Origin of the sequence: Acinetobacter sp. YH12021 (genome assembly GCF_013420145.1) — a bacterium.
GTDB classification, from domain to species: Bacteria; Pseudomonadota; Gammaproteobacteria; order Pseudomonadales; family Moraxellaceae; genus Acinetobacter; species Acinetobacter towneri.
On record NZ_VOYT01000005.1, the window covers coordinates 26,815 to 41,244 of the forward strand.

The window sequence follows — 14,430 nt, forward strand, 5'->3', positions numbered from 1 at the left end:
CGCCAATCTACTCCATAATGACGCGCTTTGTCAGTATCTTTGCTTTCTTTTTTAGCAGAAAAAACGCCATATTGATGAAAAAACATCAGACGCAGCAGTCTACCAATGAAAAGCCCGATGTTTAGAAAAACATCAGGCTAGATTTTCGGCTATGTTCGCCTATTTTGTAGGAATTACCAAGCCTTTTTTAAGATGGCTTTGAGTTCTTCTAAATTGGCTTCTTTCGGGTTGTAAATAATCGAACCATCGTTCAGGGCTTTTTCAGCGACTTCATCTAATTGTGCTTCGCTGACTTTACCAGTTTCTTGTAAAGTGCGTGGCAATTTAGTCAGTGCATATAAGCGGTCACGAATGGCTAAGAGTGTCGAAATGGTTTTATCGGCACGTAAATGTGCAGGGGTTTGTGCATAGACGTCTGCGCCAGCCAAAGGTAATAGTAGCTCGGCAATTTTATCGGCATTGACGTCTTTGTTGTATTCCAACACGTATGGCAAGAATAAATTCATGCACAGTCCATGTGGCAAATGTGCCACAGCACCCAAGGCATGACCTAAGGAATGCACCAACCCGACCATAGAGTTTGAAAACGCAATCCCCGCCATAGTCGATGCTTGTGCCAGTTCCAAACGGCCTTGTTCATCGCTTGGGTTGTCTAATACATTGAACAGGTTATTGCTGATTTTTTTAATTGCTGCAGTGGCATAAGCATCAGAAATTGGGTTGGCTGCCATGCAACTATAAGCCTCAATGGCGTGCGTCATGGCATCCATAGCCGTCATTGCTGTTAAATGTGGTGGCAAAGTTTGCGTCATACGCGGGTCTAAAATGGCTGCATGTGGCATTAAGTAATACGATGCAAATGGCATTTTGACGTTCTTTTCTGTGTCGGATACCACCGCAACCATAGTCACTTCTGAACCTGTTCCAGATGTGGTTGGAATCACAAAAAAAGGTTTCAGTGGGCGTGGTAAGTTATGCGCACCTGAATATTGCAATAAGTCATCACCGCCCTCGCTGACTAAAATATTGGTGGCTTTAGAAGTGTCAATTACTGAACCGCCACCCACCGCGATAATGGCATCACAGTTATTTTCACGGTACAACTGTGCCGCACGACGCACTGTTGCCACACTTGAATCTTGCGGGACATCATCAAAAACATAGCCAATCACGGCATCGGTAGATTCAAAAGCCGCTTCAATCGGTGCAAGCAAATTGTTGGAACGCACACCTTTGTCGGTAATGATCATTGGACGCTGCGAACCGAGTGTCGCCAATTCAAACGGAATATGTTCAAGCGCGGCATGACCTGCAATGACTTTGACTGGGCAAAAAAATTCGTAATAAGGCTTCGCCATGTTATGCACTCCGTTTGAAATAAGATTGGGCAACTTTTAGATAGATATTGGCTGCACCTGATAGTTTTTCTTTTAAGCTGAGTTCAGTCGGATATTGTTTTACCGCCAGTTCTGCCAGTAATTTAGGCAAGATCAGTGCTTCCATTTTGTTCAGGCAACGTACCAAGCGAATTGCATAAGACACATCACCATCGGCAATCATGCGGTCATGCGCAAAGGCCTGTGCGGTACTTTCCTGAAATGAAAACACTAAAAATGCATGATTTAAGTGTTTAAAGGTAATGGTTAAATCGGGTTTTTGTGCCGTATTCTGTAACAGTTCTAATTGATGATCTGCAGTGACTTTGGCAACAAAGGCTGGACCATTCGGAAAAACTTTCATAGACAACACAAAGTTGCTGGGAAATTTGGCAACTTCTTGTTTAATTTCTTCATCGACCTGACTTGCCATGACTAAACCTCTGCCAATCACATCCATCATGAGTTTGACATAGGCCAGTTGCAAAGCGGGTTTCACAGATTTAGTTGAAATCACGCGCTGAATCCCTGTGTTATAAATCATTATTTAGAGTAAATACTCTATTTTATTTCTTATTGAAAAGAAAGCCATTTATACGTGAATGACTTGAACGTCATTAAAGTAACCGCTGTTTTGTAAAGTTTCAATGATATCTGCGCAGAAGTTTTCAAAATGTGGATAGTCATTGACTAAATCCATCACACGTACCATTTCCAAACCTGCATAGCCGCAAGGGTTGATACTTTGAAAACCAGTCAAGTCACAATCAATATTGAGGGCTAAACCGTGATAACTACGGCCTTTACGAATTTTAAAACCGAGTGAGCCAATTTTTCGTTCATTGACATATACCCCTGGTGCATCTGCTTTGGCATAGGCTTCAATGCCGTATTTTTTAAGCAGCTCAATCATCAAGTTTTCAGCATAAGATACCAAAGTACGGACATTCCAGCCTAAACGGTTCAGGTCAAACATGAAGTAGGCGACCAATTGGCCTGGGCCATGCCATGTGACTTGACCACCACGATCAGTCTGTACCACAGGAATATCTGTCGCCATTAAAATATGTTCGGCTTTGCCTGCTTGCCCTTGGGTCAGTACATTCGGATGTTGCAAAATCCAGAGTTGGTCAGGGCTGTCTGCATCACGTTGTTCAGTCCAGTCTTTCATTTCCTGAAAGCGAGCTTGATAGTCAGTCAGGTCATGATATTGACGAATAATCAGGTTTGGCCGTTGTGCAGTATCCACAGTGATGCAGTCCTATCCATAAAAGCAAGAAATTGATTTTATTATACGAAAATGTGGCGGCTGTAGGGGATTTGTGGATTGAATAAGATTTTGGCAGCGCAGAAACAAAAAACACGCCCGAAAGCGTGTTATTTGAAAATCAATCTACAAAATTACAATGCAGTTTTAATCAGTGGGCAAGCTGCCAAATCTGCATAAATGGCATGCACTTGTTCCAATTCTTCAAAACGCAATTGTGCTGTAATTGAATGATACTTGCCTGTGCGTGATGGGGTAATGCTGATGCTTTGTGCATCAAACTCAGGGAAGTGCTTCACTAAAATTTCAAGCACAGCAATACGCAGTTCATCACCCGCGTCACCAATGAGTTTAATTGGGTAATCCATTGGAAACACCCAAAGATGCTCTTGTAGTTCACGAGATGGGGTACGGTTGAATAACGTCATAAGCGTGTGTCTCTATCTCTATATCAAACGCCTGCATAGGGCAGGCGTTTTTTGTCTTGTTGAATAAATGAGGCTGAATTTAAAAATTTCAATAGCTCATTTATGCAGCAATCTTAGTCATTTTCCAAGAACGAGCGTAAGTGTTCAGAACGAGAAGGGTGACGAAGTTTACGTAAGGCTTTGGCTTCAATCTGACGGATACGTTCACGGGTCACATCAAACTGCTTCCCAACTTCTTCCAAAGTATGATCGGTTGGCATATCAATACCAAAACGCATTTTCAGAACTTTGGCTTCACGTTCAGTCAAGTTTTCAAGCACTTCACGGGTCGCTTCTTTTAAGCCTTCAGAGGTTGCCGCATCAACAGGTGAGGTGATGTTGCTGTCCTCAATGAAGTCACCCAAATGTGAATCTTCATCATCACCAATTGGCGTTTCCATAGAAATCGGCTCTTTGGCAATTTTCAGAACTTTACGAACTTTAACTTCATCCATTTCCAAGCGTTCGCCTAATTCTTCTGGAGTCGGTTCACGACCCATTTCCTGAAGCAATTGACGCGATACACGGTTGATCTTGTTAATGGTTTCGATCATGTGTACTGGAATACGAATGGTACGCGCTTGGTCGGCAATAGAACGGGTAATCGCCTGACGAATCCACCATGTTGCATAAGTCGAGAACTTATAACCACGACGGTATTCGAACTTGTCTACCGCTTTCATCAAGCCGATGTTACCTTCCTGAATCAAGTCTAGGAATTGTAAACCACGGTTGGTGTATTTTTTTGCAATCGAAATAACCAGACGCAAGTTGGCTTCAACCATTTCTTTCTTCGCACGACGGGCTTTGGCTTCGCCTACTGCCATACGCTTAGAAATTTCTTTGATGCCTTTAACATCTAAGCCTAACTCTTTTTCAATGTCGGCAATTTTTTGTTGGAACGCCAAAATATCTGGACGTACTTTTTCCAAATAGCCTTTTTGGTCGGCAGGTGCTTTGGCAATGTGCTCGTCTAACCAAGCAAAGTTAGATTCCTGACCTGGGAATGAGGTACGGAATTGAGTACGATCCATACGACCACGACGCACCGCATAACGCATCACTTCACGTTCAGCAGTACGAATTTGTTCATGTGTACCACGAATCATTTCCGAAATAATATCGAATAAACGTGGCGTAAATTTAAACATCATGAATACAGTCGCTAAAGCTTCTAAAGCCTCTTGAGCTTCGGCACTTTCACGACCATGTTTTTCAATGGCAGCAATTTTTGCAAGATAAGCCTGTTCCAATTCACCAAAACGCATTCTTGCAATTTCTGGGTCTGGACCTGAATCTGCTTCAGATTCTTCTTCGGCTTCAGCTTCTTCTTCCTCATCGTCATCATCAAGTTTGACGTCTTTGGTTGGTTTGTTGCTGGTGTCTTCTTCTTTGTCTAAATCGGCTTCGTCTTCTAAAACTTCTGGAATTTCTTCATCGGTTTCAGGGTCTAAATAACCTGATAAAATATCGGCAAGGCGACGTTCGCCTGCTTCATAATCTTTATATTCTTGCAGTACCACTTGCACTGCGTTTGGCCAGTAGGCAATCGAGTGAAGTACATCGCGAATCCCTTCTTCAATACGTTTCGCAATGCTAATTTCACCTTCACGCGTTAACAGCTCAACCGTACCCATTTCACGCATATACATACGCACAGGGTCTGTGGTGCGACCAGGCTCATTTTCTACAGAGGCAAGTACCGCTGCAGCTTCTTCTTCAGCAACTTCGTCGGCAGCTTCCGCATTATCCTCGAACATTGCATCATCAGATTCAGGCGCACGTTCATGCACAGGAATACCGACGTCTTGAAGCATTTGAATAATGTCTTCAATCTGCTCGCTTTCTGTGATTGAGTCCGGGAGATGATCGTTAACCTCAGCGTAAGTTAGGTAACCTTGCTCTTTGCCTCGGCTAATCAGAGCCGCTACTTGCGAAGTAGGGGAATTCATATCGCTCATCTTTGCTTACTCTTCGTTGAATCTGTGGCAGTGAAAAACCGTGCATGATAGCACAATTCGCTTTAAATAGGGGGTGAATTGATCAATCAAGCATGATTTTAAAATGATGTTTGAATGAAGAATGTGATAGGAATATGGGGCTTCATTACTGTTTTTCAAGTCAATTTCCTTTTTGCCCGCAAAATATTTTTATGATTGGGGCGAATCTCAAATAATGATACTAACTTGTTCATAAATACACAAATTTGCCGCAATGTTGCAAGCTGTCTATGTTGCAGTTTTTTGAAAAAAATAAATAAAACTTGACAATATTTATAAAGGCAGATAAATAGCGGCTAGACCCTTCACATTTTTTCATTCTGAGGTAGTTTTAGTGTCTTCTACAGATTTTGAACTAGATGATAACTACGGTGATGATGATGTTAATTTCGATGAGGCATCAAACAAAATAAGCGCGAAAGAATCTTTAGAAAAGCGCCGTTTGATTGATGATTTACTCGCACAACGTCGTTTGGAACGTGAGCTCAAAGATTTTGATTATGATTTTGACGATGACGACGATTTTGACGATGAAGATGACTAAAATCAGGTACTGTATCTGGCATTGAAAATGCTATGCTACACCCCTAAATTGACACCGATGGATTTGAAATGACTGCTTTAGATTTAGACCTGTTAAGTGAATATCTAGATGGTGACCAAAACGAGTATGGTCTAGACTTCGCTGCAACGCATGGTTTCTTGTGTGCCATTGCAGTTGGACCTCAATTTGACCCATGGTTAAATGAATTGTTTGAAGGCAACCAAAAGAAAGTGCCTGCTGAAATTATTGCGCAAATTCAGGCTTGGTTAGAAAGCATTCGCCAAAGTTTAGCCAATGAAGAAGGCATTGAGTTTCCATTTGAAATTGAAGAAGCAGAAGTTGATTCAAGTTTGGGTGATTGGAGCGTTGGCTTTGTCGATGCGATGTTCTTAAACGAAGAAGCATGGTTTACGCCTGAATTTGAAGAGCAATTGGTTGATTTAACTTTGCCAATGATGGTGTTTAGCGGCATTGATGAAGAAGATCCACAAATGGAATCTTTCCGTCGCAATGGTCAGTTAATGGACGAAATTGCAGAAGAAATTCCTGAAAACCTGAATGAATTATATTTGATGTACCACACGCCTGATTAATGGCTTGGTTTACATATTGTGTAATATGTAATCCTCATAAAAAAAACGCACTGCGCAAATCGCAGTGCGTTTTTTATTATGGCGCTTCAATGATCATGTTACCAATTAGCGTGTCGCACGATCCCAAGCATCTTTGACAGCAAATTTAGCTTGTTCCCACGTTAAGCGTGAACTGCCTTTAATTTGCTCCCATTTGCTTCTTAGATCGGGCTCAACATCTTCGAAACGTGTGTGCGTATCATAATGTGGGCGGTTTTCATAACCAATGCGATAGGCATTTTGATAGTCACGATCATAATCTAAATCATGATAATGGTTGCGTGTTTCTGTAAAGTAGGTTGTATTTAAGCTATTGGTACGCCAGTAAGCTTCTTCTTCGGTAGGGTTCACAACTTCTGCTGCACCTTTACCTGCCAAACCACCCACTACAGCGCCTACAGCACCACCGACCACAGCACCTACTGGACCACCCAGCGCACCTACTGTTGCACCAGTAGCCGCACCGCCAACAGCACCTAAACCAGTACCGACAGGGTGTGCACCAGGTTCTCCTGTAATTGGATCGGCATTTAAGCGATCACGTTCTTCTTTTGGTAAGTTCTTAACCACATCACGGTCAATTTTTTCATTGCGTTCAAAATCTGACATTCGAATCACCTTTTTATCTTTGTATGCGTTATAGCGTTCCTATATTCATAAATCGCTATGAATAGGCTTAATCTACGCTGCTACAATGTAGGCTTATAGCCTATTCAGAATGCATTTCAGTTACAGCGCATGTCAGACGTAAATTTATGTGTGATATATCAGCCTGATGTTGATTTTAAGTGTTTGATGTTGCGGTTCAGTGTGAAATACGTACTTTAGGTAAGCTTATAAGTACTTTTTTTGATAATAACGGTTTGCATACCAACCATAGGCAACATGAAAAACTGCACCATGAATCGCAATCAAACACAGCATCACCACCGCAGCCAGTGCTAGTCCTGCTTTATCTGCAGCTTTTAAAATGGCTTCTGCATTCGGATTCATCAGCACCAAGAAAAACACAAAGAAGCTACCAATAATAATTGCCACCGCACTTGAGCCCCAAACCAGTTGAATTTTTTCATCACCGCTCGGTAAGCGTTGTTCTTTTTTGACAAAATGTCCTGCGCTAATGAATGCTGCGGCAATTAATGCAGGGAGCAAGGTCAAGCCACCTAAGTTCAGACCAAAAATCAATACGGTGATGAGTAAGACCAGCGCAATACTGTAAACCGCAGCAAAAAATAATAAATATGGTTTCATGTCTGATTTTCCCCAAAAAATTGATTCAATTGCGCAGCAACACAAGCATTAGTCACGCATTTTACGTTTATACCTACGGTATAAAATAATGGCGATGACTAAGAGCACCAAGCCTATAATGACATGGCTGACCTGACTGAAAATTTGCTGCATCAATTGTTGGTTTTCACCAAAATAATAACCCAAGCAAGCTAAAAAAGTGGTCCAAATAATTGTGCCTAAACCACTATAAAACATAAATTTCCAAAATGGCATGTGGCTCATGCCTGCAGGAATACTGATGAGAGAACGAATAGCGGGAATCATGCGCCCAAAAAATACAATCCGATGTCCATATTGTTCAAACCAATGCAGGGAGTTTCGGACGTCTTGTTCTTTAATCCATAGATATTTACCGTAGCGATTGACCCAGTGGTAAATACTTTTATGTTTGCAGCGATAACCTACCCAATATAACACTGCCGCTGCGAACAACGAGCCGATACAGCCTGCAATGATGACACCCAATAGCAGTAATTGCCCTTGCGATGCAGAATAGCCTGCAGAGGGCATAATAATTTCAGAAGGAACGGGTGGAAAAACATTATCCAGAAACATTAACAGGGCAATACCAAGGTAGCCCAGTTGTTCCATAATGGAAATAATCCATTCAGTTAAGTTCATGCAGGTTGTGCTTTAGAAAAGTGCTTCTATCCTAAGCAGTATTGGACGAACAGTAAAGTCTTGCGCAATTTAGACTTAATCAAGCTCTGCATGGGTCAGGGTATAGATATATACACGTCTTAAGCTATATGCCACAAGTATAGGAATGGCACAGAGCAGGGCGTAATTCAAGAAATGCGCTTGTAGATGATAGCCAACAAATGCCGCAATAATACCGCCTAAAATTGCACCTAAAGCCACAATAAAAGTATGTGACTCATGTTCCAAACAATCTTGCATTGTTGTGCTATGCGCAGCAGTCACAGATTTTACAGGCGTAAAACGTAGTGTGTGCATTGAATTTGAAATTGTTGTTTTAGGCATAGCGTCACTCCTGATTGCGGCATATAAATTTAGGAATACATAACGATCCTTGAATTTTGGGTTATGGGAGATGTTGAGTTTGTGCTAAACATCTGCACCAATATAGCCACAGATTTTGTGGCTTATTTTGATTGAATGCTATCACCCAATCTGGGGATATTGCGCAATGCTTGGTAAACAAGCGTTGTATTTTTATGTTCTATGTAATCTTGCGTGAAGCATATATGTAGACATAAAAAATCCCCATACTGGATGAGGACTTTTTCAATATGATTAGAGTGGTCGATACAACATCAACATGGCTTTTGTTAGACCTTGTTGATGTGTATGAGCCTGTACGGATTACAGACGTTTACGTTTAGCTGCGGCAATTTGTGATTGGCGCATACGGAAACCTTCTTTTTGTTTCTCACTGGTTTTATCAATACAGTACACACAAGATACACCGTGTTCATAGCTTGGTAATTCAACTTCTTCAGGCAGTAATGGCCAACCGCAAGCATGACATTTGGTGTTTTGACCTTCTTGCATACCATGTGTCACCGCAGTACGGCCATCAAATACGAAACATTCACCTTCCCATAAGCTTTCATCTGCTGGTGTTTCTTCTAAGTATTTAAGTACGCCACCTTTTAAGTGATAAACCTCGGTAAAACCTTCTTGCAACAATAACGAGGTCGATTTCTCACAACGAATCCCGCCTGTGCAGAACATCGCAATTTTTTTATCTTTATGCTGTTCTAGGTTTTGTTTCACATATTCTGGAAATTCACGGAACGTTTCAGTTTTCGGGTCAATTGCGCCCTTAAACGTTCCTGCTTTGTATTCATAGTCATTACGGGTATCAATCAGAATGACATCGTCACGGGCAATCAGTTCATTCCATTCTTTCGGGTCTAGGTAGTGACCGACTAAATCACGTGGTTTTACTTCTACACCCAAAGTCACAATTTCTTTTTTCAGCTTGATTTTCATTTTACGGAATGGCTTTTCAGAGCTGTGCGACTCTTTGTATTCCATTGAAGTAAAGCCTTCATTCAACAGAAATTGGTGAACTTGATCAATCGCGGCACGATCACCCGCTACAGTTCCATTAATGCCTTCACCTGCCACAATAAGAGTACCGCAAAGGTTGATTGAATTTACCAAATCTAATAAGCGTTGTTGAAGATCGGCAGGATCTGCAACTTCTTTGAATTGATAAAGTGCGGCAACAACCCAAGTCGTGGTCGCTGGCTGTTCTACAGGTGCAAGCTGTTCTACAGTAGCGTTCATGGAGTACTCCAATAGATGAAAGACAAAAATTTAAGGCGCATATTCTAACCTGCTTTGTGTGAATATGCGAGAAAACCGAGTGCGGTACATGGTTTTAAAGCACGACACAACATTTTAAAAATGTAGCAGAACGGGGTATGATGCCACTCGTTTCAAAGAAGAATGTTGTGTTCATGTTGATGCGCCAACAGGTGTTGTTAAATATTGGAGTGTTGTGTTGAGTAAGGATCGTCAAATTGCCACTTTAACCCCGTGTGCAGGTCGTTGTTCTACGGTGTTTGGTGATGCTGTCTGTCGAGGTTGCCGTCGCTTTAACCATGAAGTGATTCAATGGAACAGTTATACGCCTGAACAACACACTGCCGTTTGGCGTCGTTTAGATGCACAGCTTGATCAGATTTTAGTGCCTATGTTGCCTTTTGCTGACTTGCGTCATGTCGAAGGGTTTATCCGCTCTAAGCGTGTGCGTTTACGCGATGATGCTTCAAAAGGGCGTAAGCTGTATCACGCACTGAAAATTTGTGAAAAAAATCGACATTTTACCGATGAAAGCGGCTTGGGCATTCACTACAAAGAAGTGCGACCTCTGTGGCAGGAATTTGAGCGTCGCGTGTTGGCACTTGCAACTGCAAGTTATGATTTTGCATTTTTAAGAGCTGATGGTATCAGCCATAGCTTATTGCATAGCTTGCACGATGACTAATTTGTAAGTCTTGCTATGGGGTCTGTAAAGAGTAGATGACTTTATTGAGCCATAAAAAAAACTCGCAAAATCTGCGAGTTTTTTATTTTGTACAGGAGTGGCTTAAGCCACTTGTACAGGAATACAGTTTGCAGTGTGGCTCACGGTATTGTCTGGGTTTGCATAGACCAAACGTGGTTCGTGTGCATTGGCTTCTGCTTCAGTGAAGTCACCAAAGGTTGCGATAATAATAATATCGCCTACATCGGCTTGGTGTGCAGCACCACCATTGACTGAAATGATGCCTGAGTTGTCTTCACCACGAATTGCATAAGTTGTGAAGCGCTTACCATTGGTCACGTTCCATACGTGGATTTCTTCATATTCACGAATGCCAGCCAAATCCATGAGTGTTCCGTCAATTGCACATGAACCTTCGTAGTGAAGTTCTGCATGAGTTACAAAAGCACGGTGGATTTTGCATTTTAATAAACGAGATAGCATGGTGAGCGTCTCCTTAGTGGACCTAAGATTTTATCTTATGGTTGAATTCAAACACTGCTTGCTGGATGTCAGTTCCGAGCAGAAAGCGCATTTTGCTCTGAAAATTGCGACATGGCAAGTGTGATTGTTCAACAATTGTGGATTCATCAGTTCGGTTTATAGGCATTGATTTGATTCATGGCTTGTTGTACTTCGCCATTGACCAGTAACTTGATACGACCTAATGCATGTGCAAGTGCATCATCCATTAAAATTTGCTCGCTACTTGGTGCTTTGCTCAGTACATGACCAGACACGCGTTCTTTTGAACCCGGATGCCCAATACCAATGCGTAAACGATGGAAGTTTGGACCTGTGTGCGGCACGATGTCACGTAAACCATTATGTCCACCATGACCACCACCCGTTTTTAGGCGAATGATCCCTGGGTTCATATCCAGTTCATCATGAGCAATCAGCATTGCTTCAGGTGCAATTTGATAGAATTTGGCGAAGGGAACAACACTTTGACCAGAACGATTCATAAAGGTTGTGGGTAATAACAGACGAACGTCTTGACCTTCGATATTACCACGTCCGCTGATCCCGTGAAATTTAGGATCGGCTTTTAATGTAATGCCATATTGATCTGCAAGGCGTTCTACAAACCAGAAGCCTGCATTATGGCGGGTTTGGGCATACTCTTTACCAGGGTTGCCCAAACCAACAATCAGTGAAATATTAGCCACTAATTATACCATGAACACTTATGCGCGTTTGAAGTCAGCGTGCATAGGTGTGTTTTTAGCAGGGTGACGTTGTAACGCTTGGATTTTCACGTTTTCAACTTTGTCGCCTACTTTGATTTCTACAACTTCTTCAAAGAAAGCATTGCTTTCTAAAGCTTTTACAAGCTCACGAAGTTCTAAAGTGATTGTTACAGGCTCAGCGTCGCCACCATAAATGATAGCTGGAACTAATGCAGCGTGACGAAGGCGGCGGCTCGCACCTTTCCCTTGGTTAGCTGCTTCACGCGCTTGAGCGTTTAATACGAAGTTTGCCATGATAGACATCCTTATTTTGAGTTTAAATAAACTAGATCTGCGACCAATCTAGTGATAGAAAACCCTGCCAAGTGGCAGGGCTTTGAAAATTTAGCGCTCTATTATAGATAAGAATCGAACATTGCGCTAATAGATTCTTCGTTGTTAATACGGCGAATTGTTTCTGCAACCATACTTGCTACAGATACTTGGCGAATTTTACCAAGTGCTTGAGCTTCTTCTGAAAGAGGAATGGTGTCGGTAACAACCAGTTCATCAATCACAGAATTTTTCAGGTTTTCAATCGCTTTGCCTGAAAGTACAGGGTGGGTAGCATAAGCAACAACGCGGCGAGCACCAAAAGTTTTAAGTGCATCGGCAGCTTTGCATAATGTACCTGCAGTATCCACCATGTCATCTACAATGACACAGTCACGATCTTTTACATCACCAATCAAATGCATCACTTGTGATTCATTCGCTTTTTGACGACGTTTATCGATAATTGCAAGATCGATATCACCCATTTGTTTTGCAACAGCGCGCGCACGAACCACACCACCAACGTCTGGTGAAACTACCATGAGATTGTCGTGTGACTGTTGACGCAGGTCAGCCAATAGCGCAGGCGTACCATAAATGTTGTCTACAGGGATGTCGAAGAAACCTTGAATTTGGTCTGCGTGCAAGTCAATCATCACTACACGGTCAATCCCTACAGTGGTGAGCATATCTGCAACCACTTTAGCGGTAATTGGAACACGTGTAGAACGAGGACGACGGTCTTGGCGGGCATAACCGAAGTAAGGAATAACGGCAGTAATACGACCTGCACTTGCACGACGCAACGCGTCAGCCATCACCAAGATTTCCATGAGGTTGTCATTGGTTGGCGCACAAGTAGGTTGTACGATAAATACGTCTTTACCACGGACATTCTCGGTAATCTCTACAGCAATCTCACCATCAGAGAAGGTAGAAACTGATGCAGCACCTAAAGGAATGTGCAAGTGGCTTACGACTTTTTGAGCGAATTGTGGATGCGCGGTTCCACTAAAAACGACAAGATTGGGCATGAAGCACCCTTGGCGGTTGGTGTATGTAAGAATAGATGGCAGGGGTAGCTGGATTCGAACCAACGGATGCCGATATCAAAAACCGGTGCCTTACCACTTGGCGATACCCCTAATGCGGCAGAACTTTAATATTTTTACTGCGTTCTGTCAAGGTAAATTAACAGGATAGCGGTAATATTGGGGGTTCTGTCTAATGCGAGAAAATGGCAGGGGTAGCTGGATTCGAACCAACGGATGCCGATATCAAAAACCGGTGCCTTACCACTTGGCGATACCCCTAGATTTGATCACTGTAAGATGGCAGGGGTAGCTGGATTCGAACCAACGGATGCCGATATCAAAAACCGGTGCCTTACCACTTGGCGATACCCCTAATACAGTAATCTACAGGTGAAAGAGATGGCAGGGGTAGCTGGATTCGAACCAACGGATGCCGATATCAAAAACCGGTGCCTTACCACTTGGCGATACCCCTATTGTACTGTGAAATGTCGTAATGGAGATTCATCTAAGCTGTTCACAACGTACGCAGTACATGGTGAGTGTGCCAAAATGTCGTCTACATTCATTTCTGCAGTCACTTCAGTAAAGACACAAGCACCTGTACCTGTAAGCTTTGCTTGACCAAATTGGTCTAAATAACGCATTGCTTCATCAACTTCGGGGTATAAATTTCGTGCCACAGGCTCAAAATTATTTCCAAAGTCAGATGGCTTTATCTGATAGCCGCAGAATTTAGTGGGCTTCGTGTTTCTTGTCAATGTTTTTTGTGAAAAAAGTAGTTGAGTGCTGATAAAACAGTCAGGTTTTAACACAATATATTGTTTTGGGGCTAAGTCTATGAATGTTAACTGTTCACCAATGCCTTCTGCCCATGCATTACGTCCATGTACAAAAATGGGAATATCTGCACCTAGTTGTAAGCCTAGTTCTGCCAATTGGTCGATTTCTAAGCCACATTGCCACAGCTGATTGACAACAATTAGCGTGGTTGCCGCATTAGATGAACCACCGCCAAGCCCTGCACCCATTGGGATGTGCTTTTCAATCGCAATATTTAACCCGGTGGCTTGTTTTGCGTATGGTTTTAAAATTTGCGTGGCTTTGTAGATCAGGTTTTGCTCTAAATCGACACTATTTAAGCCCTGAATGTGAATGTCAGTTGTGTCATTCACTTCAAATTCCAGCCAGTCATATAAATCAATCAATTGAAAAATACTTTGCAGTTCGTGGTAGCCGTCTTCACGACGACCCGTAATGTGCAAAAACAGATTCAATTTAGCAGGTGAGGGTACACGAATCATGGCG

The 14,430-nt window shown here is 42.4% G+C and carries 18 protein-coding genes and 4 tRNA genes; 3 read left to right on the forward strand and 19 right to left on the reverse strand.

The genetic code is table 11. The annotated features are described in order from the left end of the window. Positions 1 to 173: 173 nt before the first annotated feature. The 5 genes from FTT91_RS06175 to rpoD form a co-directional block, all read right to left on the reverse strand. Positions 174 to 1,358: an iron-containing alcohol dehydrogenase gene (locus FTT91_RS06175; protein WP_019837059.1), complete on the reverse strand. Its 1,185-nt coding sequence runs from the start codon at positions 1,356 to 1,358 to the stop codon at positions 174 to 176. A gap of 1 nt (position 1,359) precedes the next feature. Continuing rightward, positions 1,360 to 1,893, reverse strand: a complete 534-nt coding sequence (locus tag FTT91_RS06180; protein ID WP_026438100.1) for a hypothetical protein — start codon at positions 1,891 to 1,893, stop codon at positions 1,360 to 1,362. Between the two features lie 75 nt (positions 1,894 to 1,968). Then, the gene (gene lipB, locus FTT91_RS06185) at positions 1,969 to 2,625 is read right to left on the reverse strand and encodes a lipoyl(octanoyl) transferase LipB (RefSeq protein ID WP_004972253.1); all 657 of its coding nucleotides are present in this window, start codon (positions 2,623 to 2,625) and stop codon (positions 1,969 to 1,971) included. A gap of 152 nt (positions 2,626 to 2,777) precedes the next feature. Then, positions 2,778 to 3,071 (reverse strand): YbeD family protein, encoded by a 294-nt coding sequence (locus FTT91_RS06190; RefSeq protein WP_004972250.1) that lies wholly within the window; start codon positions 3,069 to 3,071, stop codon positions 2,778 to 2,780. 113 nt (positions 3,072 to 3,184) lie between these two features. Next, entirely contained in the window at positions 3,185 to 5,071 is a 1,887-nt protein-coding gene (rpoD, locus tag FTT91_RS06195) for an RNA polymerase sigma factor RpoD (protein WP_004972247.1), read from the reverse strand. Between the two features lie 373 nt (positions 5,072 to 5,444). Here rpoD and FTT91_RS06200 point away from each other — a divergent pair, with 373 nt between their 5' ends. Both FTT91_RS06200 and FTT91_RS06205 read left to right on the forward strand, forming a co-directional pair. Next, positions 5,445 to 5,654, forward strand: coding sequence for a PA3496 family putative envelope integrity protein (locus FTT91_RS06200; RefSeq protein ID WP_004972246.1), 210 nt, complete (start codon positions 5,445 to 5,447; stop codon positions 5,652 to 5,654). Positions 5,655 to 5,722: 68 nt separating this feature from the next. Further along, the gene (locus tag FTT91_RS06205; protein ID WP_004972244.1) at positions 5,723 to 6,247 is read left to right on the forward strand and encodes a YecA family protein; all 525 of its coding nucleotides are present in this window, start codon (positions 5,723 to 5,725) and stop codon (positions 6,245 to 6,247) included. Positions 6,248 to 6,352: 105 nt separating this feature from the next. On the opposite strand, the gene FTT91_RS06210 is transcribed toward FTT91_RS06205, so the two are convergent. The 5 genes from FTT91_RS06210 to FTT91_RS06230 all read right to left on the reverse strand — a co-directional run bounded on the left by FTT91_RS06210 (position 6,353) and on the right by FTT91_RS06230 (position 9,838). After that, positions 6,353 to 6,895 carry a hypothetical protein gene (locus FTT91_RS06210; RefSeq protein WP_096901027.1) on the reverse strand — a complete coding sequence of 181 codons (543 nt, stop codon included), beginning with the start codon at positions 6,893 to 6,895 and terminating at the stop codon, positions 6,353 to 6,355. 225 nt (positions 6,896 to 7,120) lie between these two features. After that, positions 7,121 to 7,537: an ABZJ_00895 family protein gene (locus FTT91_RS06215; RefSeq protein ID WP_180169153.1), complete on the reverse strand. Its 417-nt coding sequence runs from the start codon at positions 7,535 to 7,537 to the stop codon at positions 7,121 to 7,123. Between the two features lie 48 nt (positions 7,538 to 7,585). Then, positions 7,586 to 8,200, reverse strand: coding sequence for a DedA family protein (locus FTT91_RS06220; RefSeq protein WP_180169154.1), 615 nt, complete (start codon positions 8,198 to 8,200; stop codon positions 7,586 to 7,588). A gap of 75 nt (positions 8,201 to 8,275) precedes the next feature. After that, entirely contained in the window at positions 8,276 to 8,563 is a 288-nt protein-coding gene (locus tag FTT91_RS06225) for a hypothetical protein (protein ID WP_004972238.1), read from the reverse strand. A 342-nt stretch (positions 8,564 to 8,905) separates the two neighbouring features. Further along, positions 8,906 to 9,838: a rhodanese-related sulfurtransferase gene (locus FTT91_RS06230; RefSeq protein WP_180169155.1), complete on the reverse strand. Its 933-nt coding sequence runs from the start codon at positions 9,836 to 9,838 to the stop codon at positions 8,906 to 8,908. Positions 9,839 to 10,055: 217 nt separating this feature from the next. Here FTT91_RS06230 and FTT91_RS06235 point away from each other — a divergent pair, with 217 nt between their 5' ends. Then, positions 10,056 to 10,541: a DUF1289 domain-containing protein gene (locus FTT91_RS06235; protein WP_131260683.1), complete on the forward strand. Its 486-nt coding sequence runs from the start codon at positions 10,056 to 10,058 to the stop codon at positions 10,539 to 10,541. Positions 10,542 to 10,643: 102 nt separating this feature from the next. Here FTT91_RS06235 and panD read toward each other — a convergent pair whose 3' ends face one another. The 9 genes from panD to ispE all read right to left on the reverse strand — a co-directional run bounded on the left by panD (position 10,644) and on the right by ispE (position 14,426). After that, positions 10,644 to 11,024: an aspartate 1-decarboxylase gene (gene panD, locus FTT91_RS06240; protein WP_004972232.1), complete on the reverse strand. Its 381-nt coding sequence runs from the start codon at positions 11,022 to 11,024 to the stop codon at positions 10,644 to 10,646. Between the two features lie 146 nt (positions 11,025 to 11,170). After that, positions 11,171 to 11,752: an aminoacyl-tRNA hydrolase gene (pth, locus tag FTT91_RS06245; protein ID WP_180169156.1), complete on the reverse strand. Its 582-nt coding sequence runs from the start codon at positions 11,750 to 11,752 to the stop codon at positions 11,171 to 11,173. 18 nt (positions 11,753 to 11,770) lie between these two features. After that, on the reverse strand, positions 11,771 to 12,067 hold the full coding sequence (gene rplY / locus FTT91_RS06250) for a 50S ribosomal protein L25 (RefSeq protein ID WP_004972228.1): 297 nt from the start codon (positions 12,065 to 12,067) through the stop codon (positions 11,771 to 11,773). Positions 12,068 to 12,168: 101 nt separating this feature from the next. Next, positions 12,169 to 13,122 (reverse strand): ribose-phosphate pyrophosphokinase, encoded by a 954-nt coding sequence (locus FTT91_RS06255; protein WP_004972226.1) that lies wholly within the window; start codon positions 13,120 to 13,122, stop codon positions 12,169 to 12,171. Positions 13,123 to 13,158: 36 nt separating this feature from the next. Beyond that, positions 13,159 to 13,233 (reverse strand) — tRNA-Gln (locus tag FTT91_RS06260). A 93-nt stretch (positions 13,234 to 13,326) separates the two neighbouring features. Then, a tRNA-Gln gene (locus FTT91_RS06265) sits at positions 13,327 to 13,401 on the reverse strand. 19 nt (positions 13,402 to 13,420) lie between these two features. Continuing rightward, positions 13,421 to 13,495, reverse strand: a tRNA-Gln gene (locus FTT91_RS06270). 27 nt (positions 13,496 to 13,522) lie between these two features. Continuing rightward, a tRNA-Gln gene (locus FTT91_RS06275) sits at positions 13,523 to 13,597 on the reverse strand. Beyond that, a complete protein-coding gene (gene ispE, locus FTT91_RS06280) occupies positions 13,596 to 14,426 on the reverse strand; it encodes a 4-(cytidine 5'-diphospho)-2-C-methyl-D-erythritol kinase (protein ID WP_180169157.1) in 831 nt (276 codons plus the stop codon). Before ispE ends, FTT91_RS06275 begins: the two co-directional genes overlap by 2 nt. Positions 14,427 to 14,430 lie beyond the last annotated feature (4 nt).